We start from the raw sequence: 22,350 nt of genomic DNA on the forward strand, positions 1-22,350 counted from the left end.
CCTGACCACCAGGAGGTAAAGCACCACACGCGCCTGGCAGCGGCACAGAGGTGCCGGACCCGGTCACACCGAAAGCGCAGGACATCGGCCTTGCCCGGGCAAAGCCGATGCGAGCCTGATCAGGCCGTTGCCGCGAGGCGCCCGCCGCCGCGGTCTCCTTCCGGATCGCGCAGCACATATCCTCGGCCCCAGACGGTCTCGATATAACTTTCGCCGCCGGTGGCTTCGCTCAGTTTCTTGCGCAATTTGCAAATAAACACGTCAATAATTTTAAGCTCCGGCTCATCCATGCCGCCATAAAGATGATTAAGGAACATCTCTTTTGTCAGAGTGGTTCCCTTGCGCAACGAAAGCAGCTCAAGCATCTGGTATTCCTTGCCGGTCAGATGAACGGCCTTGCCTTCGGATTCAACGGTTTTGGCATCGAGATTAACCGTGATCAGCCCGGTCCGGATTGTGGACTGGCTATGTCCTTTTGAGCGGCGGATGATCGCATGGATCCGCGCCACCAGTTCTTCGCGATGGAAAGGTTTGGTCAGATAGTCATCGGCGCCAAAGCCAAACCCCCTGATTTTGCTCTCGGTATCGTCCGATCCGGACAGGATCAGGATAGGCGTTTCTACGCGCGCGAGCCTGATCTGGCGAAGAACCTCATGCCCGCTCATATCGGGCAGATTGAGATCAAGCAGGATCAGATCGTAATCATAGAGGCGGGCGAGATCTATGCCATCCTCGCCCATATCAGTGCAATAGACATTCAGGTTGGCATGGGTCAACATCAGTTCGATACTGCGCGATGTTGTTGGATCATCTTCGACAAGTAAAATACGCATATGGAAATCTCCGGTCCGGGCTGTCAGGTCATTTTCGTTAACGACACTCGCATCCCCTGGTTAATGCATGGTTACCACGCACAGCTTGCCAGAGAGAAATTCCAATACAATCTAAAGTTGTCTGAATTTTTGAATAGACGTGACTTTCAGCGCCTTCTCTCCGTGTTTTTCGACAGCGTCACACCAAAGCCGGAATTCCTCTTCTGACAGGGAATACCGCTCGCGCGCCTCTTCGGCCGTGATCAGCCCATGTGCTACAGCCCGCACAACCGTCGCCTTGCGGCTGGCAACCCAGCGTCGCGTCTCTGGCGCGGGCAGATCCGCCCGGGTCAGAATGGAGCCATCCGGCAAGGTCACCTGCCTCGGGCCGTCAACTCGTCTGAGATACATCGCGGTTTCCGTTCGCTGTCTGGTTCAGGCAGATTTGACCAGTTACGCTTAAACATTGCTGAACCCGCACCTTGAGAGTAGGAAAGATTTTCATATATTCCGGGCTAATCCGGAACCTTTCCCCATCGGCGACCCTCCCATGCCCCGACACTGCCATGCCCTTTGATACCAGGCTCAACTCGCTCGGCTTTGACCGGGCCCCACAAGATACCCGCGTGGTCGTCGCCATGTCGGGCGGTGTCGACAGCTCTGTCGTGGCGGCGATGCTCAAGGAAGAGGGCTATGATGTCGTCGGCGTGACGCTGCAGCTCTATGACCACGGGGCCGCGCTGGCAAAGAAAGGCGCCTGCTGTGCCGGTCGTGACATCCATGACGCGCGGCGCGTGGCCGAGACGATGGGCTTCCCGCATTATGTGCTGGATTACGAGAACACCTTCCGCGAGGCGGTGATCGAGGAATTTGCCGAGGCCTACCTGGCTGGGGCGACGCCTGTGCCTTGCATCCGCTGCAATGAGAGGGTGAAGTTCAAGGACCTGCTCGCCACTGCGAAAGAGCTGGAGGCCGATTGCATGGCGACCGGCCATTACATCCAGCGCAAACTGGGCGGTGCCGGGCCAGAGCTGCATTCGGCCGCCGATCCGAACCGCGATCAGAGCTATTTCCTGTTCTCAACCACGCCGGAGCAGCTCTCTTACCTGCGCTTCCCGCTGGGCCACCTGCAGTCCAAGGCAGAGACCCGCGCCCTGGCGGCAAAATACGGTCTGCCGGTGGCCGACAAACCCGACAGCCAGGACATCTGTTTTGTCCCGAACGGCAATTATGCCAGCGTGATCGAGAAGCTGCGGCCCGATGCCGCCTCACCCGGTGAGATCGTCGATCTCGCAGGCAGGGTATTGGGCGCGCATCGTGGCGTGATCCATTACACGATCGGCCAGCGCAAAGGTCTGGGGATCGGGGGGCTCGGCGAGCCGCTTTATGTGGTGAAACTCGATGCCGAAAACCGTCGGGTCGTAGTCGGGCCAAAAGAGGCGCTCTCGACCCGGGTGATCCCGGTGCGGGAAATCAACTGGCTGGGCGATGCACCCTTTGAGAGCCAGCCGGAATGGCACGTGCTGACCAGGGTGCGTTCGACCCGCGCGCCGCGCCCGGCAATCATCCGTCCGATCTCGGCAACAGAAGCCGAAGTGGAGCTGATTGAACCGGAAGATGGTGTCAGCCCCGGCCAGGCCTGCGTGTTCTACGCGAATGAGGGAAGCCGCATTTATGGCGGCGGCTGGATCTGGCGCGGGCGTTAAACAGAGAGGGGGCGCTGCCCCCTCGGCTCCTGAAGGAGCCTCACCCCCGGGATATTTAGAGACAGATGAAAGAGGCTGACCTTTTCATCTGTCCTTAAATATCCCCGCCGGAGGCATGCGCGTCAGCGCAGTTTCGCGGCATCAACCTGCAAAAAGGTCAGAACAGAGTACGCGGCGCGCATCCCGGGGGCTTCACCGCCACGACCAAGGCGCTCCATGGTCAGGCGCATTGCCGCCTCCTGCCCTTTCGATTTTCCGGAAAGAAGTGCGGTCAGCGCCGGGATGAGCTTTGGCGGCCGGCAATCGCGGCCGATGAATTCCGGCACTGTCCGGGTCTCGGAGACGAGATTGACGAGGGTCACGGTATCGACCCGGATCATCCGCCGCATCAGCCAGAGCGTCAGCGGCGCCATGTCATAGGCAATCACCATCGGGCAATCCTGTGCCGCCAGTTCCAGGCTGACCGTACCGGACGCGGCCAGTGCAGCATCGGCGGCGGCGAAGGCAGCAATGCGGTTTGCGATATCGGGGGACTTCAGGATGACCGGCGCAGCGGCCCAGCCTGCAACCGCCTCTGACACGACCGGCATCAGATGGCTCGGCGTTGGCAGGATCACCCTCAGGCCAGGGCATGACGCAGCCAGACCGGCAACCGTTTCACCAAATGGCGGCAGAAGCCGGCTGACCTCGCCCCGGCGCGATCCGGGCAGCACGGCAAGCAAGGGTGCATCGGGGGCAATGCCATGCGCGGCGCGGAAGGCCTCTGCCTCGGCCGGACCGGCCACAGGCTCAGAGACCACCGGATGGCCCACGAAATCGCAGCTCATCCCGGCGGCTTCCATATAGGGCGGCTCAAAAGGCAAAAGCGCCAGCACATGGTCGATCACCCCCGCCATCTTAGCGGCGCGGCCCGGGCGCCAGGCCCAGACCGAGGGTGCGACATAGTGAATTGTCGGAATTTCCGGCGCGGCCTCTTTGACAATCCGCGCCACGCGCAGGCAAAAATCCGGGCTGTCGATGGTGATCAGGGCCGCCGGCTGCTCAGCCAGCACCAGGTCAGCGCATTGGCGGATCCGCCGTTTGAGATGGAAATATTTCGGAAATATCTCGGCAATGCCCATGACCGAGAGCTCTTCCATCGGAAAGGCGCTTTCCAGCCCCTCGGCCTGCATGGCCGGGCCGCCAACCCCTTCGAAGCGCGCCTCAGGCACCAGCGCCTTCAGCCCTGCCATCAGCGCGGCCCCGAGCCGGTCGCCCGAGGGCTCTCCGGCAATCAGGATGAATTTCACGAAGGTTCTCCGGGCTGACGCGCCCAGAGGAAGAGCCCCGCGTCACGCGCAGCGGCCTGCATTGCCGGCAGATCGAGGCAGATCACGCCACCTGCCTCCCAGACGATGCCACCCAGACCGGCCTGCGCCACCCGGGCCACGGTGACCGGCCCAAGCGCCGGCAGATCGATACGCCGGTCCTGCAGAGGTTTTGGCGCCTTATACAGCAACCCACGTCCGCGCGGGGCCTCGGGTCGCAGCCCGGCGGGCAGGGCAGCCACGCCAGCCAGCATCGCATCGGTCCCTGCGAGCGTCTCGGTTGCAAGGCAGAGCCCCTGTTGCACGACACAGCCCTGGCCGACATCGACCCGGCCAAGCGCCTCGGCAATCAGCGCAGCGCGGGCCGCATCCTGACGGTCACGGGGCTGAACCTCGCCGGCATAAAACGCGGCTTGCGGCACCAGGGCGGGCGCAAGATCGGAGGCGCCGATCACCGAAAACCCGTCTTCCTCGAAGAGTGCGATCACCTCGCGCAAAGTCGCGTCATCGCCCTGGGCCAGTGAGGCCATCAGACGCGGCACGATACCGGCGGTGATCGGATCAAACAGCGCCGGGTCAAGCCGCGGGCGCTGCACCGCACCGGCGAAACAGACGGCGGTGATCCCCGCCTCATGCAAGGCGGCAAAAAACGGGTAGAGCCGTTCGATCCGGAAGGTCAGATCGGGCACCAGCCCTTCGGGGGGAAAGCCATCCAGCGCGGCCACAAAGGGGCGCATGGGCGCAGCCTGCGCCAGCGCGGCAGGGAGTGCACCACGCCCGGCAATGATCGCGACGCTCATTTCGCGCCTTTCGGCGTCAGGAACGACCGGTCGCTGGCCGAGAGGATGAACTCGCTGATCTCGCGCACATGGACGGCGTCGAAATCCTCCGCGAGACGCTCGGCGCGGTCATGGAAGGTGCCCTCGCCCTGGGCCAGCATCTGGAAGGCGGCGCGCAGCTGGGTGATTTCGGCCCGGGTGACCCCACGTCGTTTCAGCCCGACAAGGTTCAGCCCGTCCAGCTCGCCACGCGGGGCCTGGACGAGGCCATAGGGGATCACGTCATTGGTGACCATGGTGACCGCGCCGATGATCGCGCCGCGCCCGATGCGGACAAACTGATGGATGCCGGACAGGCCGCCGATCACCACATCATCGCCGATATGGCAATGGCCCGCTATGGCGACATTATTCGCCATCACCACCCGATTTCCGACAATCGCGTCATGGCCGATATGAACCCCGGTCATCAGCAGGCAATCATCGCCGACGCGTGTCACCCCGCCACCGCCTTCGGTGCCGGTGTTCAGCGTGGCGCCTTCGCGGATGCGGCAACGGGCGCCGACCTCCAGACGGGTGCGCTCGCCCCTGAATTTCAGATCCTGCGGCACTTCGCCTACGCTCGCGAAGGGCCAGATCGTGGTCTCTTCGCCGATATCAGTCCAGCCGGTGACGACGGCATGCGATTTCAACTCGACCCCGCGTTGCAGCGTAACCTCGGGGCCGACCACGCAAAACGGGCCGATAAAACAATCCGGGCCAATCACGGCGCCGTCGTCGATCACGGCGGAAGGGTGGATGACGGCGGTACCGTGAATGGACATGGATCAGGCCTTTGGCAGGTCGAACATTGCGGTGAATTCAGCCTCGCAGGCCAGTTCACCATCGACCGTGGCGCGGCCCGAGAATTTCCAGACCTTGCCGCCGCCACGCAGCGCTTTCACATGCAGTTCCAGCACATCGCCGGGCACCACTTTGCGGCGGAATTTCACACCATCAACGCCCATGAAGAACACTTTCGCATTCTTGTCGACGAGATCCATCGAGAGCCCCACCAGCACGCCGGAGGTCTGTGCCATCGCCTCGATGATCATCACACCGGGGAAAATCGGCATACCCGGGAAATGGCCGGTGAATTGCGGCTCGTTATAGGTGACGCATTTCACGCCAACGCAGGATTCGTTGATCACCACATCGCGGACCTTGTCGATCAGCAAAAACGGGTAACGATGCGGGATAATCCGCTGGATCAGATCCAGATCGGCATTGGTGACGGCCCTGGCTTCCGTATTGGCATCCATCTGGCGCATCCTCCTCCTGTCACATAGGGCTGAAATCCGCAGCGGTTTCGCGCGGTTTTCCGACTGCTACCAAGTTGATAGCTGCGGGGCAAGTTCCGGCGAACAGCACCGGCGAAGAGCGCCGAAACCACCCGCGTCGGTTCGGCTGCAGGCGCGGCGTTCACGGTGCAGGCGCAGGTGTTCCGGTTGCGGGATCCTGAACCGGCGCAGGCACGGGGTCTGCACCGCCCTCTGTGCCCTGCCCATCGCCCTCCCCATCCCCGGGCGCGGCTTCGGGCGCCGGCAGACGCTGATCCATCAGGGCAATCGCACGCTGCGTCACATCCGCCGAGGAACGCGAGAGAATCAGAACATCATCGCCAATGATCGCCACTGCGCCATATTCATCCAGCAACTCGGCCATCAGCGGCACCGAGAGATCGACAAAAACCTTGCGATCCTCGTCCAGCTTGCGGTTGATCGCGCGCACTTTCGCATCCTGCGACTGGCGGAACTCCTCGACCTTGGTGTCGAAATCGCGCGCCAGAACCGAGAATGCCTCCGCCGTCATCCCGGCGCGTTTCCCCGTCAGATCACGCTCTTCCTGTTCCAGCGCGGCCTCGATGGCGCGGTTCTCGGCGCTGACTTCGGCGGCCGCCAGTTCCGCCGCTTGCGTTGCGGCCCTCCCCCAGGCGGATTTCTCGAAAAGCTCCGCCTGGTTGAGGGTCAAAAGTGCGAAAGTCTCGCGCTTGCCTGATGCGTCCGCGCCCGTGGCAGCCTCGCCCGCAGCCGCAGCGGGGGCAGTTTCTGCCCCCTGGGAGGCCGCAGGGACTTCGGCGTCCTGCGCAAAAGCTGCGCCCGCGCAGACCGGCAGCAGTGCCAGGCCCGCCAGCATCATCCCCCGGAGCGCAGGCGCCGCCATCTCAGAACTTGGTCGAAACGGTCAGGTCGAAGGACTGCGTTTTATCGTAGTCTTCCTTCTTGAGCGCCTTGGCAAAGTTGAAGCGCAGCGGCCCCACCGGCGTATCCCAGAGAACCGAGACACCGACCGCAACACGCGGCTTGAAACTGTCATCGATGGTCCCGGCAAGGCCTGCTTTGTCCGTAAGGCTCCAGACCGAGCCGATATCGAGGAAGGCAGCGCCCATGATGCCGTATTCTTCGGGCAGGCCGACCGGGAATTCCGATTCGAACCGCGCCACAGCAAAGACGTTGCCGCCGAGCGCATCTTCGAGATCGGTGCCGTCACGCGGGCCGATCCCGTTGGGCTCAAAGCCGCGCATCTTGCCGCGCAGGAAGAAGCGGTCGGTCACGCGGGTGCCGGTATCGCCAAGATCCTGGAGATGCCCTGCTTCGAAGATCGCGCGAATCGTGACTTCCTCATTCCAGATCTTCTGTTCGCCCATAGCGAAAAGCGATGTGGTGAGGAATTTGGTGTCGCCGCCAAGCCCGCCGATATCCTGGCCAAAGCGGAACAACAGGCCGCGCGTCGGATCAAGCCCGGTGATGCGGCTGTCATATTCATAAGTATAGCCGATGGACGACGAGGTCAGCGCACCGCGGCTGACTTCATCCTTCAGGATCGGCGACCGCAGCGAAATCGGCGTCGGCGGCACGGTGCTGTTATCGTATTCATCCGCATCGAGATCGAAGATGTCGTCCCGGCTGAGCCGATAGCGCAGGCTGAGGCGCGATTGTTCACCCAGCGGGAAGCCAAGCGCGAGCGAGAACCCGGCGCTGCGGGTGTTGTAGAGCGCATAATCCGAATCGGTTGTGCGATAGAACAACCCGAAGGAAAGGCTCAGATCCCGGCCGAAAAGTGCAGGTTCGGTGAAGGAGAAGCTCGAGCTTTGATTGTCCGAGGTGGTTGCGACGCTGGCCGCAATCGACTGGCCACGGCCAAGGAAGTTCGATTCCGCGAAACTGACCGAGATCCCTGCCCCGGATTCGACCGAATAGCTCAGACCAAAGCCAAGCGAGCCGGTCGGCTGTTCATCGACATCGACATTCACGACCACCTGATCCGGGGCCGAGCCCGGTTCAGCATTCACCCGCGCATCCGAGAAGAAGCCGAGCGCGCGGATCCGTTCCGCCGATTGCCGGATCTCGCGCGCGTTGAAGGGGTCGCCTTCAACGCTGCGGAACTGCCGTCGGACGACTTCGTCCAGCGTGGTGGCATTGCCTTCAATATCGATACGTTCGACGAAAATCTTCTCGCCGCGCACCACCGCGAATTCGATATTGACGCGCTGATTGCGGTCATCACGGGTGATACGGGGTTCGACGCGGACGAAATTCAGCCCCTTCTTCAGGGCGAGATTTTCCATCCGGGCGATATTGTTGTCGATCAGCGCCGGGCTCCAGGTCTGGCCTGCCCGGATCTTCTGCACCGCCGCGAAATCGTCGGCAGCAACGCCTTCGACCTCGGACACGGTAGAGATCGCGCCGATGGAATATTGCTGGCCTTCCCGGATGGTGAAGGTCACGAAGCTTGCATCGCGTTCGCGCGAGACTTCGGCCGAGGCGTCAAGCACCTGGAAATCGATATAGCCGCGCGAACGGTAGAATTCGGTCAAAAGCTGTTTGTCGACGTCGATCCGTTCCGAGACATAGGTGTCGCGCTGGATGATCTGGCGCAAAAGCCCCGCCTGTTTGGTCTGCAGGACCTGACGCAGCCGGCGGTCCGAGAAGGCGCGGTTCCCGACAAAGGAAAGCTGCTCGATCTCGACGACTTTGCCCTCGGTGATCTCGAAGACCAGATCGACCCGGTTGCCATCGCGACGGATGACCTTGGGGTTGACGGTAGCAGCAATACGGCCCCGCTGGCGGTAGACTTCGGCCAGGGTCGCCGCATCGGCTTCGGCGGTCGAGGGAGAAAAGACGTGACGCGACTGCGATTTCACCAGTTTGGCGAGATCGTCATCCTTGATGCGCCTGTTGCCCTCGAAGCTGATCACATTGATGAAGGGATATTCCTTCACTTTGATCACGAGCGTATTGCCCTGGGGGACGATCTCGACCGTCTCAAAAAGGCCCGAGCCATTGATCCGCTGATAGGCGTCATTCAGCGCCCCGGCCGAAACCTCCTGGCCACGGCTGATTCCCGCATAAGACAGGATGGTAGAGGCATCGACGCGCTCATTGCCTTCGACCTTCACCGCTGAAAAGGCGAAAACCTGGGCGAAGGCGGGCTTGAGCCAGACCGGCGTCGAGGCCACCGATCCGAGCAAAACCGCAGTCACAAGCGTGACCCCGGCAACCCTCTTGCGGCCACCGGCAATACCACCGGCGCGCTGCTGTTTCCGGATCGAGCTTTTCACCATGACCTGCCACGCGCTCCGCAGTACAATTTTCCCTGTGTCTGACTAACGACAAAGCCGGCCCTTGTCAAAAGCCTGCGGTCCTTGTGGATAAGTCTGGCAGATATAGTATGTCACCCCGCTGATCGCCGCATACGAGACAGGCGACACAAGCGCGGCACAACCCGAAGGAAGCTGCGGCCAGGGCGAATGCACCGATATGCCGTGAAATCAGCAGAAATACGCGCCCGGACCGGGGGCTTCCCGCCACCTTCCCCGCGGTCTGATGGCCGAAAAAGCGAAAACCCGGCACGAAAGAGCCGGGTTCGGGTTGTTTCTCACAGGTGTCACAAAGCCACAGCGCGGTCAGCAAGCGGCGGAAACCTGCCTGGCGCGGACCACGTAATGTCGCCTCAGGGCGTGATGTGCACGGGCGCCGCGTAATAGCCCAGAATGGCGGAGCCCAGAAATGCCCCCGCAAGAAGACCGGCCACAATCGTTCCCATGGTGAAAATCCGGTCGAAATTGATCCTGGCAAGCAGGACAAGACCCGGGAAAGTGCGTTCAACCAGCTGCATAGCATCACCTCTTGTTAGGCAGAGGGATAGGCCGTGAATCTGGCGAGACTAAGGCGCAAACCGCGCAGGATCCGGCGGTGCCGGGAAAACCGCCCCGGCCACCGCCGTCCATGTCAGACACAGGTGACGTCATTCCACAGCGCAAAGGCCATCAGCGACAGAAGCAGCGTCAGCCCGACCGTCATCAGAACCCGCAGCGCCCCGTCCGAGGGCGGCTTGCCCGTCACGGCCTCAAAAGCGTGGAACACGAGATGGCCGCCATCCAGCACCGGAATCGGCAGAAGGTTCAGGATCCCGACCCCCAGTGACAGCACCGCGAGCATGCTCAGGAAGCCCATGGTCCCGGTTTTCGCCGCATCTCCCATGGTTTCGGCCATGCCGATCACGCCCGACATATTGCAGGTGGAAATCTGCCCGACGATCATATGCCACAGGCCCGAGAAGGTGGTGGTGGTCATATTCCACATCGCGCTGGCGGCGGTTGTGACTGCCTCCCAGACGCCGGCCGGGCGGCTCGCGGGTTCAAAAGTCATGCCGGAAAAGGCACCGAGCAGCCAGCGGGTCTCGAAACCGCCGCCATCAGCCGCCGCGCGCGGCACATCGCGCGAACGCGGCGTCAGCTCCAGATCGAAAGTACGGCCATCGCGCCAGACCGTCAGCGGCAGGGTGCGGCCATTCGAGCCGCGCACGATATCCGCCAGATCCTCAAACGCGTTGATGTCCTTGCCATCGGCCCTGACCACCACATCGCCCGCCTGTAGACCAGCATCAATCGCGGCCGATTTCACCTGCACGCCGCCCATCAGGCCGGGCTGCGGATGCGGCGCCATCAGCGTCAGTTCCTGACCGTCCCGCTCGACGCGGAACTCCACTTCGGCGTCGCGCGGCAAGGCCCGCATCGCCTCGCCAAAGCTCTTATTGTCCGGCGTAGCCCGCCCGCCAAGCGCGAGAATGACATCGCCCTCCTGCAGCGTCTGCACCCCGGGCACCGGCACCAGCTTGCCCACGATGGGCCGGTCCAGCGCTATGCCGTTGAACAACACCGTGCCCAACAGGATCGCGAAGGTCAGAATGAAATTGGCCACCGGCCCGGCCAGCACGGTCGAGGCCCGCGCCCAGAGAGGCGCCCCCGCCATCGTATGGCGACGCTCAGACGCGCTCAGCCCCGAAGGCACCTCGGACCGGACAGAGGCCGCATCGGCATCACCGAGGAATTTCACATAGCCGCCAAAGGGAATCGCCGCGACCTGCCAGCGCGTGCCGCGCTTATCCACCCGCGACAGCAGCACCGGCCCGAATCCAAGCGAGAAGACCTCGGCGTGAATCCCCGACCAGCGTCCGATGATGTAATGGCCATATTCATGGATCGCCACGATGATCGAAAGCGCGACAATGAAGAAGACGACCGACCAGGCGGCCCCCGTGAGCAGTCCGAGGATATCCATAAATCAGCCGTTCCTTATGCCTGTTCGTCTGCTTTTAGTCTGTTTGTCTGCTTTTTTCTTCAGACCGCGTCTTTCAGACCGCGCGCGCGGGGTCAGCTGCGATCTCTGCCGCGCGGATCCTTGCGAGATGGTCCATCGCGAGCACATCCTCAAGAGAGCCTGCGTCTTTGTGAAGGCCGGAATCTGACGAAAGCCTGGTCAAGGTCGCCTCGACCAGCCGCGCCATATCCATGAACCCGATCTTATCCGCGAGGAAAAGATCCAGCGCGATCTCTTTCGCGGCATTGAAGGCGGCACCGGCAAGGCCGCGCACCTCCATCACCTCACGCGCCAGCCGCAGGGCCGGGAAACGGGTCTCATCGGGGGCTTCGAAACTCAGCTTCGTCAGTTTCGCAAGATCAAGCCGCGCCACCGGCAGCGCGGCACGCTCCGGCCAGTTCAGCGCATAGCCGATCGGGTGGCGCATATCCGGCACGCCCAGATGCGCCATCACCGCGCCATCCTGAAAGCCGACCATCGAATGGATGATGCTTTCACGGTGGATGATCACCTCGACCTGATCGGGCCTGACGCCGAACAGCTCGCGCGCCTCGATCACCTCAAGCGCCTTGTTGAACATCGAAGCGGAATCGATGGTGATCCGCTGCCCCATCGACCAGTTTGGATGCGCCAGCGCCTCGGCCACCGTGGCGGTCTCCAGCCGCGCCAGCGGCCAGTCGCGCAAAGCGCCCCCCGAAGCGGTCAGGATGATACGGTCAATCGTATCGGGTTCTTCCCCCGCAAGTGCCTGAAAAATCGCGGAATGCTCGCTGTCGACCGGCAGGATATGGCCGCCGGTCTCGCGCATCCGCCGCATCATCAGCGGGCCGGCGGCAACCAGGCTTTCCTTATTCGCGAGCGCCAGCGTGGCACCGGCCTCAAGTGCGGCAAGGCCCGGAATAAGCCCCGCCGCGCCGATGATCGCATTCAGCGTGAGACTGACGGGGCGAGCGGCGGCCTCGCGGATAGCCTCAGGCCCGGCGGCGATAGCAATCCCGCTGCCCGCAAGTGCATCGCGCAGATCCCGCAGCAGCCCGGGTTCGGATGTCACCACGATTTCAGGCCGGAGCGCCAGCGCCTGTTCGGCCAGAAGTGCGATATTGCGCCCGCCGGTCAGGGCGGTGACGGCAAAGGTGCCTTCTGCGGCGCGGGATACAAGGTCAATAGTCTGGGTGCCGACCGAGCCGGTCGCGCCAAGGATGGATATCTTGCGCAAGGCCTTACTCCGTCACAGTGTGCGGCAGGTTGGCCGCCAGGGGCGCGAGATCGCCGGCAACGGGCAGGAAATGCAGCCCGAGATTGAGGATCACCGCCAGAACCGCGGCAAAAGCCAGCGCATCGAAGCGGTCCAGAAGGCCACCATGGCCCGGGATCAGATTCGAGGCATCCTTGACCCCTGCCCGTCGCTTGATCGCCGATTCCGCGATATCGCCCAGTTGTCCCGCGAAAGCGATCAGAGGCGAGACCCACAGGACGGCCGCGCCAAAGCCGGCATAATGCCAGAAGGCAAAGCCCACCAGGGCCGCCCCGATCCAGCCCGCCGCCGTACCGGACCAGGTCTTTTTCGGGCTGATCTTCGGCCAGAATTTCGGCCCGCCGAGGATACGCCCTGCGAAATAGCCCAGCACATCCGAGGCCACCACCACCGAAATAAGCCAGGCAATCGCGACCACCCCATGCGTGTCGCTGCGCAGGATGATCAGTGCCATCGCCGTCACCACGATCACCAGCGCATAGGGCACGAAGACCAGAATGTCGCGGCGCGGCGTCAGCACCCCGATCAGCGAGGGCAGCAGTAGAAAGGGCAATGCCCAGGGCAGCGTGATCCCCATGATCAGCACCACCGCCGTGAGCCCCCCGAGCAGAATAGAGGCATCAAACCCCTGCCCGCGCGTCATCCGCGCCAGTTCCCACATCATCAGCGCCGAAGAGAGCACCGCAAGCGCGAGAAACCAGATCCCGCCAAGCCAGATTGCAACCCCTCCGACCGCCAGCATGACAATGGCCGAAAGTATACGCGGCGCCAGATCACCCCATCTTGCCGATTTTTCGCCTGCGGATTTTGCGGTCATGGTTTTGTTCCGCCGAACCGGCGCTCCCGATTGCCGAAACGTGAAAGAATCGAGGCCAGTTCCTCCGGCGTGAAATCGGGCCAGAGTGTTTCGGTAAATTCATATTCCGAATAAGCCGCCTGCCAGACGAGAAAATTCGAGGTGCGGGTCTCGCCCGAGGTGCGGATCACCAGATCCGGATCGGGCACGTCGCCAGTGTCGAGCGCATGTGAGAACGCGGCATCGGTCAGGTCTGCGGGATTGAACCGCCCCTCGGCCGCCTCGGTCGCGATCCGGCGCGCGGCGCGCAGGATCTCGTCCCGGCCGCCGTAATTGATCGCAACGATCAGGTTCAGTCGGGTGAGATGCGCGGTCTTGGCCTCGATCCCCGCCATAAGGCGTTGCAGCTTTGGCGCCAGACGCGAGCGGTCCCCGACAAAGCGCAACCGCACGCCTTCGCGTGCCAGGGCTGCGGCCTCGCGCTGGATGAAATGCGCGAAAATCCCCATCAGACCAAGGACTTCCTCGGTCGATCGTTTCCAGTTTTCTGTCGAGAATGCGTAAAGCGTCAGCCAGCGCAGCCCCATATCCGGCGCGGCGCGCACGATTTCACGCACCCGTTCCGCGCCCCGGCGATGCCCGACCAGTCGCGGCCAGCCGCGATTGGTCGCCCAGCGGCCATTGCCGTCCATGATGATCGCAACATGGCGCGCCGCCCCTGCACCTGCCTGCGCCTGATGCACCTGCGCGGCCGCATCTGGGCCTGATATGGCGGTGCCAGATCCGGAACTGCCAGATCCCGAAATGCGGGGCCCTGCGGCATCGGGGGTTTTAGCGGCGACCATGCGCGGCTCCTCCCGAAGGATCAGACCTGCATGATCTCTGCCTGTTTGGTCTCAAGCGTCTGGTCAATCAGCTTGATATGCTTGTCGGTCAGTTCCTGGACCTCTTCTTCCCAGAATTTCTGGTCGTCTTCCGAGAGCGAGTTCTTCGTCTTGGCTTTCTTGATCTGATCCATCCCGTCACGGCGCAGGTTGCGGATCGCAACTTTGGCATGCTCGGCATAGGAGCCGGCGACTTTGGTCAGTTCGCGGCGGCGTTCCTCGTTCAGCTCGGGGATCGGCAGCATGATGATCGGGCCATTGGTCTGCGGATTGATGCCCAGACCGGATTCGCGGATCGCCTTTTCCACCTTATTGATCATGCCCTTGTCCCAGACGTTGATCGTGACCATGCGTGGCTCGGGGACGTTGACGGTGCCAAGCTGGTTGATCGGCGTCATCTGGCCGTAAGCATCCACCATGATCGGCTCCAGCATCGCGCCGGAGGCACGGCCGGTACGCAGGCTGGCAAATTCGACCCGCAGAGAGGCAATCGCCCCTTCCATGCGGCGAACAAGATCATCGGTGTCGAGCATGAACTCTTCGTTCGACATCTGGCATATTCCTCAGGCTGGCCCGCGAGAGATGCGGGGAAATCTGGTTTCCTATAGGACAAAGATGGCCCGGGGTATAGAAGCTTGTGGCATGGAATGCCGCCCGCAACCGGGACCTGCGCAGAAATCCCCTTAGCGCAGGTATGGCGCGGGCGGTTTCCCTGCGCCCTTGCTCCTTATGCGCGGCGGCCTGTCCCGGCATGATGCCTCAGCGCAGTAAGCCGACAGGCCGGGCGTGGGTCACGGTGGCGCTGAAACCCTGCGTCAGCAGGCCCGGAAACGGGCGGTCCCTGACATTCACATCGGAATGAAAGGACCGCCCCAGGTAATTCTGGCGACGACTGAGATATCTCAGCCCTTCGCATTCACCAGGGTATAGGTGCCCTCGCCTGCGAGGATGGTGCGGAACCCGCCCGGCTCATCAAGCGAGAAGACGATGATCGGAAGATCGTTGTCGCGCGCCAGCGCGATGGCGGTCGCATCCATCACGCCGAGATGCTTTTCAAGCGCCTCGTCATAAGAGACAGTCTCGTAGCGTTTGGCATCTTCGTGTTTTTTCGGGTCTTTGTCATAGACGCCATCGACCTTGGTGCCCTTGAACACTGCCTCGCAGCCCATTTCATTGGCCCGCAAAGTCGCAGCCGTGTCGGTGGTGAAATAGGGGTTGCCGGTGCCGGCGGCAAAGATACAGACGCGTTTCTTCTCCAGGTGGCGGACGGCACGGCGGCGGATATAGGGCTCGCAGACCTGGTCCATCGGAATGGCCGAAATCACCCGGGTGAAGACGCCGATCTGTTCGAGCGCCGATTGCATCGCGAGCGCGTTCATCACCGTGGCAAGCATGCCCATGTAATCGGCGGTGGTGCGTTCCATCCCCTGCGCCGAACCGGCAAGGCCGCGGAAGATATTGCCGCCGCCGATCACCATACAGATCTCGACGCCAAGCTCCTGCACCGCTTTGACTTCCTGGGCGATACGCGCAACCGTGGGCGGATTGAGGCCGAAGCCCTGGTCGCCCATCAGCGCCTCCCCCGAGATTTTGAGCATCACGCGAGAATATTTCACCGCCGAGGCCGTGACTGGCCCTGGCTTTGTGCTTGCGCTGGACATGGGAATCCCCTGGTCTTGTTCTGATTTTGAAGTTGCGCGCAAAATGGTCCAAAAGCGGGCCGGGATCAACCGGGGTTGCGGCGGATCCGCACAGGCGCGAAAGAGAGCGCGAAAGGGGGCGTGGCCCCCATCCCGGCAAAGCCGGGATTGACCCGGAATATTTGGATCAAAAGGATATTCAATGCCGGATCTCTCTGCAATTTCAAGGGAGCTGCCAGTGCTGATCGCCGGACCGACGGCGAGCGGAAAATCGGCGCTGGCGCTGGAACTGGCGGCGCGGGACGGGCGTGCGGTGGTGAATGCCGATGCGCTTCAGGTCTATGAATGCTGGCGGGTCCTGTCGGCGCGGCCCTCTCTGGCCGAGGAGGCGGCGGCGGCGCATCTGCTTTACGGTCATATCGGGCGCGATGCGGAATATTCGGTTGGCCACTGGCTGCGCGAGATCACGGCTTTGCTGTCACGCCCGGTGGTGATCGTCGGCGGGACCGGGCTTTATTTCATGGCGCTGACGGAAGGTCTGGCCGGGGTGCCACCGGTGCCGCCCGCAATACGGGCCGAGGCGGACCGGCTGCGGCTGGAGGATTATCCCGCGATGCTGGCGCGGCTGGACCCCGAGACTGCCGCGCGGATCGACCTGCGCAACCCCGCCCGCGTACAGCGCGCCTGGGAGGTCTTGCGGGCATCGGGGCGCGGGCTGGCTTTCTGGCAGGCGCAGACGGGCCCCGCGCTTTTGCCACGCGCGCGCAGCGAGGCCATTGTGATCCAGCCGGAAATAAACTGGCTGAACCACCGCATCGACCGGCGTTTCGACCAGATGATCGGGACCGGAGCACTGGAGGAAGCGCGCGCCGCGCTGCCGTACTGGGATCCGGCACGCCCCTGGGCCAGGGCGATCGGGGCACCGGAACTGGTCGCCTGTCTGCGTGGCGAAACCAGCCTGGCCGATGCGATCACGGCAGCGAAAATCGCCAGCCATCAATATGCGAAACGTCAGCGCACCTGGTTTCGCAACCGGATGCGCGACTGGCAGGGGCTGGCCCTGCCCTGAGGCGCGCCCTGCCCCATCCGACTGCTGCGGCTTTGCCGGCGACCTGCGGAAAGTCCACAAATTTACCCCCAGCTTTCCGCAAGCTCTGTGGATAACTTATCTGAAATACAATCTTTTTGGTTTCATTTTTGCAGTCGTGCCGCTTACCTTTCGGCCATCGGCAGAAAAGATAAGAAGACTATGCAAGACTTTACCGCGATTTCAAACCTCCGGGTCCTCGCCATTCCACGCCTTGCCGCCGCCGGCCGCTGGCGTGTGGAGGCGATGCGATCTCTGTCGGAATCCTGCCTTTTGTGGTTCACCAAAGGCCAGGGCCGTATCACGGTCCAGGGGCAGACGCGCGGCTACACCGCACATAATGTGGTTTTCATCCCGCCGGGTGTTATGCATGGCTTTGATGCCGGCCCTTCGGTTTTCGGCACGGCGGTCTTTTTCGGGCGTAATTGTGGGCTGCCTTTGCCCGCATCGCCGCAGCATCTGCGGATCCGCGAAGTCCATGCGCAGCAGGAAATCAACGTCTTGCTTGATTCGATTTCGCGCGAGATGAGTTCGGATGTGCCGGCCCATGATCGTGCCACCGGCCATTATCTGGGGCTTCTCGGGGTCTGGCTGGAGCGCCAGGCCGCACGGGCCGAGCCGGAAACCACCCGTCCCGATGCCAGCCGCCGGCTTGCCGCGCGCTATTCCAGCCTTCTGGAACGGGAATACCGCTCTGGTCTTGGTGTTGCGGATTTTGCGGCAAAGCTGAATGTCACGCCCACCCATCTGTCGCGCTGCTGCAAACAGTCCTGCGGCAAACCGGCCTCGGTTCTGTTGCAGGACCGCCGTATCTTCGAGGCGCAGCGTCTTCTGAGCGAGACGAAGATCCCGGTGGGCCATATCGCAGCCAGCCTTGGCTTTGCCTCGCCGGCCTATTTCACCCGCGCCTTCCACCATATGACCGGCAAGTCGCCGACGGCATTCCGCCGCGCTGGCTGAGCCGGGGGCCAGAGGCCGGCAAGGCGCATCAACACGTTCAGCCGGCCCGCCTGGCCCATGCGCCTTGCGGGGCCTGCTGCCGGGCCCGCGACTGCCGGGCACCGGCGGCTGAACCTGCAAAGCGTCGTTAACATTTCCTTAGTCCCGATATCGCAAAAGCCCTGCGACTGGTCTGTCAAAAGCATTGACGCGAAAGCGGAAAACATGCGCAATGGACGGACCAGGGAATGAAGCTGGCGGAAAAAATCCGGCCCGCAACGCAGATCCCGCCATCCTGTTTCGCGGCGCAGTTCCTGCGTGGCCAGGCAGTTCCGGCCGTTCCGGCATAAGCCCGGACAGGCTCTGGAAGGGCACTGCAGCCGGGAGAGAACAGCACGTCCCGGACCTCGTTTGCGCGACGCTTTCCGCCTCGCGTCCGAGCCTGACAGGGAGATGATGAATGACCCGGAATACCGATACCGATACCGATACCCGTCTGCACCCCGCCGCAACAATGTATGCCGAAGAGCATCGCGCGGGCCAGCTCAGCCGCCGTGAATTCCTGACCCGTACCACCGCGCTTGGCGTGGCGGCGCCGGTCGCCTGGGGGCTGCTGGGGCTGGACGCCCCGGCCTATGCCGAAGGCACGCCGACGCCCGGCGGCACTTTGCGCATGTCGATGGAGCTGAAAGCGCTGAAAGACCCGCGCACCTCTGACTGGAGCCAGATCGCCAATTTCATGCGCGGCTGGCTGGAATATCTGGTCGAGTACAACAATGACGGCTCGATCCGCGGCATGTTGCTGGAAAGCTGGGAGGCCAATGACGACGCGACCGAATATACCCTGAAGGTGCGTCAGGGCGTGAAATGGTCGAATGGTGACGATTTCACCGCCGAAGACGTGGCGCATAACTTCGCACGCTGGTGCGATGGTTCGGTCGAAGGCAATTCGATGGCGGCGCGCTGTGTCGGTCTGCGGGACGGGAGCGAGGGCGGCAAGATGCGCGACGGTGCGGTCACCGTGGTCGATGGCTCGACCGTGAAACTGGTGCTGAGCGCCCCCGATATCGCCCTGATCGCGGCATTGGCCGATTATCCCGGCATGGTCGTTCATAAAAGCTATGAGAATGGTGATCCGACCCAGACACCGGGAACCGGACCGTTCAAATATGATAATTTTGAAACCGGCGTGCGCGCCTCGCTGGTGAAATCGGATCAGCCCTGGTGGGGGACCGAGGTTTATGGCGGGCCCTGGCTGGACCGGATCGAATATTACGATCTCGGCACCGACCCGGCGGCCGAGGTTGGGGCAGCAGGCTCGGGCGAGATTGATGCGACATATCAGTCAGTTGGCGAGTTCATCGAAGTGCTCGACGCCATGGGCTGGGATAAATCAGAAGCGGTGACCTCTGCGACGCTGGCGGTCCGGTTCAACCAGCTGGCCGAGGAATATAAGGATGTCAGGAACCGCACCGGCCTGATCAAATGCGTCGACAATGCCGTTGTGCTTGAACTGGGCTATTCCGGCCTTGGTACGGTTGCCGAAAATCACCATGTCTGCCCTATCCATCCGGAATATTTCCAGCTGCCGCCGGTGGTGACCGATCCGGCCGCCGGCAAGGCGCTGGTCACTGAGGCCGGTTATGGTGATTTCGAATTCGAACTGATCTCGCTTGATGACGCCTGGCAGGCTGCAACCTGCGACGCCATCGCAGCCCAGATCCGCGACGCCGGTCTCAAGATCAAACGGACCGTGTTGCCGGGTTCGACCTTCTGGAATGACTGGACCAAATATCCTTTCTCGGCCACCGAATGGAATATGCGTCCGCTTGGCGTCCAGGTTCTGTCGGTTGCCTATCGCAGCGGCGAGGCCTGGAACGAATCCGCCTTTTCGAATGCGGAATTCGATGCTGAGCTTGGCAAGGCCCTGGCGATCAACGACGCGACCGAGCGCAGCAAGGTCATGAAACGGGTCGAGGAAATCATGCAGGAGCAGGGCGTGCTCGTGCAATCCTACTGGCGCTCGCTCTATCGTCATACCGATCCGAAGGTGAAGGATTGCGGCATCCACGCAACCTTTGAACACCATCATTACAAGTGGTGGATCGCCGCCTGATGCGGTTCCTGGGGCAGGCACCGCCCTGCCCCGTTTCCGCCCCGCCCCCGGGGCCTTCAGCCAACAAGCCGCCGCCTTCCCTGACCCGGAAGAGGAGAAGCCATGTTCGCCTTTGTCCTGCGCCGTATCGGCGTGATGTTCCTGACTGTCCTTGCGCTGACCTTTATTGTCTTCTGGCTGACCAATCTGCCGCCCAACCTGGAAAAGCTCGCGAAATCCGAAGCTTCAGTGCGGATGAGCGATGCAGAAGTCGCAAGCTGGCTCGACCGCAACGGCTATGGCGCCCCGACGCTGCATCGCTACGGGCAATGGCTTGGCGTCATGCCAGGCTGGACCCGCGAAGAAGATGGCCGCTTTACCGGCCGCTGCATCAGCGGGACGGTGGCGACCCTTGACAATATCCCGGGCCGCTGCGGCATTCTCCAGGGGCAATGGGGCTTTTCCACCGTGTTCAAACAGCCGGTGGCCGATGTGATCAGACGCGCGCTGTCGATGACCTCCTGGCTGATGCTCTGGGTGATGATCGTGATGGTGCCGACCGCGCTGACCCTTGGCGTGCTCTCGGGCATGCGCGAAGGGTCCTGGACCGACCGCATCCTCTCGGGCTTTGCCATCGTGACCACGGCAACGCCGGAATATGTCTCGGGCGTGATCTTCATCGTGGTCTTTGCCTCGGCCACGGTTGGCATCTCGCCGGTACTGGCCGAGATGGGCTGGATCGAGGGCAAGACGCTTTTCCAGGGCACCGCCACCAGCGCCATGGATAAGATCACCTTCTGGAATTTCGCGCTGCCGGTGATGACCATCGCGCTTTACGGCATCGGATACATCGCCCGCATGACCCGCGCCTCGATGACCGAGGTGATGAGCCAGCAATATATCCGCACCGCACGCCTCAAGGGCGTCAGCTTTGCCCAGGTCGTCATGAAACACGCGCTGAGAAACGCGCTGATCGCACCTTTCACGGTGATCATGCTGCAATTCCCCTGGCTGCTGAATGGCGTGGTGATTGTCGAAACCCTGTTCAATTACAAAGGCTTCGGCTGGACACTCGTGCAGGCAGCCGGGAACAATGACATCCCGCTCCTGCTCGGCTGTTCCGTTGTCGCGGTGATCGTCGTGCTGATCACGCAGCTGATCTCGGATATCGGCTATGTCTTCCTCAACCCCCGCATCCGGCTGAGCTGAGGAGAGACAGATGCAAGACCTCTCCTGGCTCCAGATTGTCCTGAAATCCAGCCTCGCCTTCGCGCCGGTCTGGATCGCCCTGATCGCCACATTCATCCTGTCGATCCGGTACCGCCGCCGCCTCGGCCTTTACGGCAAGCTTTTCGATTCCATCGTGGGCCAGATCGGCTTTGCCGTGGTGATGTTCTGGATCTTCACGGCAATATTCGCCGATCTGATCATCACTCATGACCCCCTCGTGCAGCTGTCGGGGATGAAAAACAAACTCCCCGGCACGGCCCTCGCCACCGCGGCCGAAGGGGGCTATCCATGGTATCTGCTCGGCGGCGACAACCTCGCCCGTGACGTGTTTTCGCGCATGGTGATGGGCGCGCGTGAGGTGCTGAAAATCGCCCCGGCCGCCACCGTCTTCGCCTTCATGGTCGGGATCACGCTGGGCCTGCCCGCCGGCTATTTCGCGGGGAAGTTCGACACGCTCCTTTCCTTCGTCGCTAATCTCGTGCTGGCCTTCCCGGTGATCCTGCTCTTCTACCTGCTGGTCACACCTGAAATCGTCGAGACCGGGATCCCGATTTACTTTGCCGCAGCGCTGTTTCTCTTCCCGGTGATCTTCTTCACCGTGCTTTTCAACTCGCGCTTCCACATGCTGCCCGCGCGCCGCAACCTCTATGTCGGCCTGACGCTCGTGATCGGGCTCTGGGCCTGGGCGGGGCTCGCTTTCAGTAAAGACCCGACCGGCCTCTTCTCGATGAGCCCCAATATGCTCAACGTCTTTGTTTCGGTGGTCTTCGTGAACTCCCCCGGCGTCTTCCGCATCGTGCGCGGCCTGACCATGGACATCAAAGCCCGCGATTACGTCGCCGCCGGCCAGACCCGCGGCGAGGGACCGTGGTATATCATGCTGTGGGAGATCCTGCCCAATGCGCGCGGCCCCCTGATCGTCGATTTCTGCCTCAGGATCGGCTATACCACCATCCTCCTCGGCACGCTCGGCTTCTTCGGCCTCGGCGTCTCGCCGGAAAGCCCCGACTGGGGCTCCACCATCGATGATGGCCGCCGCCTCCTCGCAATCTTCCCCCATGCCGCCCTCGTTCCCGCCATTGCGCTGATGAGCCTCGTTCTCGGCCTCAACCTCCTCGCCGACGGGTTGCGCGAAGAAAGCCTGAAAGACTGATTTCATCTGTCCCTGAATATCCCGGG

21 protein-coding genes are annotated in these 22,350 nt (G+C 62.3%); 6 read left to right on the forward strand and 15 right to left on the reverse strand.

Annotated features, from left to right (window positions below):
* Positions 1-119: 119 nt before the first annotated feature.
* A complete protein-coding gene (gene ctrA / locus BLW25_RS07065; protein ID WP_092897659.1) occupies positions 120-833 on the reverse strand; it encodes a response regulator transcription factor CtrA in 714 nt (237 codons plus the stop codon).
* 111 nt (positions 834-944) lie between these two features.
* The gene (locus BLW25_RS07070; protein WP_092897661.1) at positions 945-1,223 is read right to left on the reverse strand and encodes a CtrA inhibitor SciP; all 279 of its coding nucleotides are present in this window, start codon (positions 1,221-1,223) and stop codon (positions 945-947) included.
* Between the two features lie 155 nt (positions 1,224-1,378).
* Here BLW25_RS07070 and mnmA point away from each other — a divergent pair, with 155 nt between their 5' ends.
* The gene (gene mnmA, locus BLW25_RS07075) at positions 1,379-2,518 is read left to right on the forward strand and encodes a tRNA 2-thiouridine(34) synthase MnmA (RefSeq protein WP_092897663.1); all 1,140 of its coding nucleotides are present in this window, start codon (positions 1,379-1,381) and stop codon (positions 2,516-2,518) included.
* Between the two features lie 122 nt (positions 2,519-2,640).
* On the opposite strand, the gene lpxB is transcribed toward mnmA, so the two are convergent.
* The 13 genes from lpxB to pyrH all read right to left on the reverse strand — a co-directional run bounded on the left by lpxB (position 2,641) and on the right by pyrH (position 15,841).
* A complete protein-coding gene (gene lpxB / locus BLW25_RS07080; protein WP_092897665.1) occupies positions 2,641-3,807 on the reverse strand; it encodes a lipid-A-disaccharide synthase in 1,167 nt (388 codons plus the stop codon).
* Positions 3,804-4,625, reverse strand: coding sequence for an LpxI family protein (locus tag BLW25_RS07085; RefSeq protein WP_092897667.1), 822 nt, complete (start codon positions 4,623-4,625; stop codon positions 3,804-3,806). The genes lpxB and BLW25_RS07085 overlap by 4 nt, the downstream gene beginning before the upstream one ends.
* Positions 4,622-5,428, reverse strand: a complete 807-nt coding sequence (gene lpxA, locus BLW25_RS07090) for an acyl-ACP--UDP-N-acetylglucosamine O-acyltransferase (RefSeq protein WP_092897669.1) — start codon at positions 5,426-5,428, stop codon at positions 4,622-4,624. Before lpxA ends, BLW25_RS07085 begins: the two co-directional genes overlap by 4 nt.
* Before the next feature lie 3 nt (positions 5,429-5,431).
* The gene (fabZ, locus tag BLW25_RS07095; protein ID WP_092901673.1) at positions 5,432-5,905 is read right to left on the reverse strand and encodes a 3-hydroxyacyl-ACP dehydratase FabZ; all 474 of its coding nucleotides are present in this window, start codon (positions 5,903-5,905) and stop codon (positions 5,432-5,434) included.
* 160 nt (positions 5,906-6,065) lie between these two features.
* A complete protein-coding gene (locus BLW25_RS07100) occupies positions 6,066-6,806 on the reverse strand; it encodes an OmpH/Skp family outer membrane protein (protein WP_092897671.1) in 741 nt (246 codons plus the stop codon).
* Position 6,807: 1 nt separating this feature from the next.
* Positions 6,808-9,207, reverse strand: coding sequence for an outer membrane protein assembly factor BamA (bamA, locus tag BLW25_RS07105; protein WP_092897673.1), 2,400 nt, complete (start codon positions 9,205-9,207; stop codon positions 6,808-6,810).
* Positions 9,208-9,596: 389 nt separating this feature from the next.
* On the reverse strand, positions 9,597-9,761 hold the full coding sequence (locus BLW25_RS24300; protein ID WP_171909501.1) for a hypothetical protein: 165 nt from the start codon (positions 9,759-9,761) through the stop codon (positions 9,597-9,599).
* Positions 9,762-9,874: 113 nt separating this feature from the next.
* Entirely contained in the window at positions 9,875-11,206 is a 1,332-nt protein-coding gene (rseP, locus tag BLW25_RS07110; RefSeq protein ID WP_092897675.1) for an RIP metalloprotease RseP, read from the reverse strand.
* A gap of 73 nt (positions 11,207-11,279) precedes the next feature.
* The gene (dxr, locus tag BLW25_RS07115) at positions 11,280-12,461 is read right to left on the reverse strand and encodes a 1-deoxy-D-xylulose-5-phosphate reductoisomerase (RefSeq protein WP_092897677.1); all 1,182 of its coding nucleotides are present in this window, start codon (positions 12,459-12,461) and stop codon (positions 11,280-11,282) included.
* Between the two features lie 4 nt (positions 12,462-12,465).
* Positions 12,466-13,317 carry a phosphatidate cytidylyltransferase gene (locus BLW25_RS07120; RefSeq protein ID WP_092897679.1) on the reverse strand — a complete coding sequence of 284 codons (852 nt, stop codon included), beginning with the start codon at positions 13,315-13,317 and terminating at the stop codon, positions 12,466-12,468.
* Positions 13,314-14,141 carry a polyprenyl diphosphate synthase gene (uppS, locus tag BLW25_RS07125; protein ID WP_092897681.1) on the reverse strand — a complete coding sequence of 276 codons (828 nt, stop codon included), beginning with the start codon at positions 14,139-14,141 and terminating at the stop codon, positions 13,314-13,316. The genes BLW25_RS07120 and uppS overlap by 4 nt, the downstream gene beginning before the upstream one ends.
* Positions 14,142-14,161: 20 nt before the next feature.
* Entirely contained in the window at positions 14,162-14,731 is a 570-nt protein-coding gene (frr, locus tag BLW25_RS07130) for a ribosome recycling factor (RefSeq protein WP_092897683.1), read from the reverse strand.
* A gap of 351 nt (positions 14,732-15,082) precedes the next feature.
* Positions 15,083-15,841: a UMP kinase gene (pyrH, locus tag BLW25_RS07135; RefSeq protein ID WP_092897685.1), complete on the reverse strand. Its 759-nt coding sequence runs from the start codon at positions 15,839-15,841 to the stop codon at positions 15,083-15,085.
* Between the two features lie 181 nt (positions 15,842-16,022).
* On the opposite strand from pyrH, the gene miaA reads away from it, so the two are divergent.
* The 5 genes from miaA (at position 16,023) to BLW25_RS07160 (ending at position 22,324) form a co-directional block, all read left to right on the forward strand.
* Entirely contained in the window at positions 16,023-16,889 is an 867-nt protein-coding gene (gene miaA / locus BLW25_RS07140; protein ID WP_092897687.1) for a tRNA (adenosine(37)-N6)-dimethylallyltransferase MiaA, read from the forward strand.
* Between the two features lie 180 nt (positions 16,890-17,069).
* Complete coding sequence (locus BLW25_RS07145; RefSeq protein WP_092897689.1) at positions 17,070-17,867, forward strand: AraC family transcriptional regulator; 798 nt, start codon at positions 17,070-17,072, stop codon at positions 17,865-17,867.
* A gap of 439 nt (positions 17,868-18,306) precedes the next feature.
* The gene (locus BLW25_RS07150; RefSeq protein WP_092897691.1) at positions 18,307-19,962 is read left to right on the forward strand and encodes an ABC transporter substrate-binding protein; all 1,656 of its coding nucleotides are present in this window, start codon (positions 18,307-18,309) and stop codon (positions 19,960-19,962) included.
* Positions 19,963-20,064: 102 nt separating this feature from the next.
* A complete protein-coding gene (locus BLW25_RS07155) occupies positions 20,065-21,150 on the forward strand; it encodes an ABC transporter permease (RefSeq protein WP_092897693.1) in 1,086 nt (361 codons plus the stop codon).
* A 10-nt stretch (positions 21,151-21,160) separates the two neighbouring features.
* On the forward strand, positions 21,161-22,324 hold the full coding sequence (locus BLW25_RS07160; protein ID WP_092897695.1) for an ABC transporter permease: 1,164 nt from the start codon (positions 21,161-21,163) through the stop codon (positions 22,322-22,324).
* Positions 22,325-22,350 lie beyond the last annotated feature (26 nt).

Origin of the sequence: Rhodobacter sp. 24-YEA-8 (assembly GCF_900105075.1) — a bacterium.
GTDB lineage: Bacteria > Pseudomonadota > Alphaproteobacteria > Rhodobacterales > Rhodobacteraceae > Pseudogemmobacter.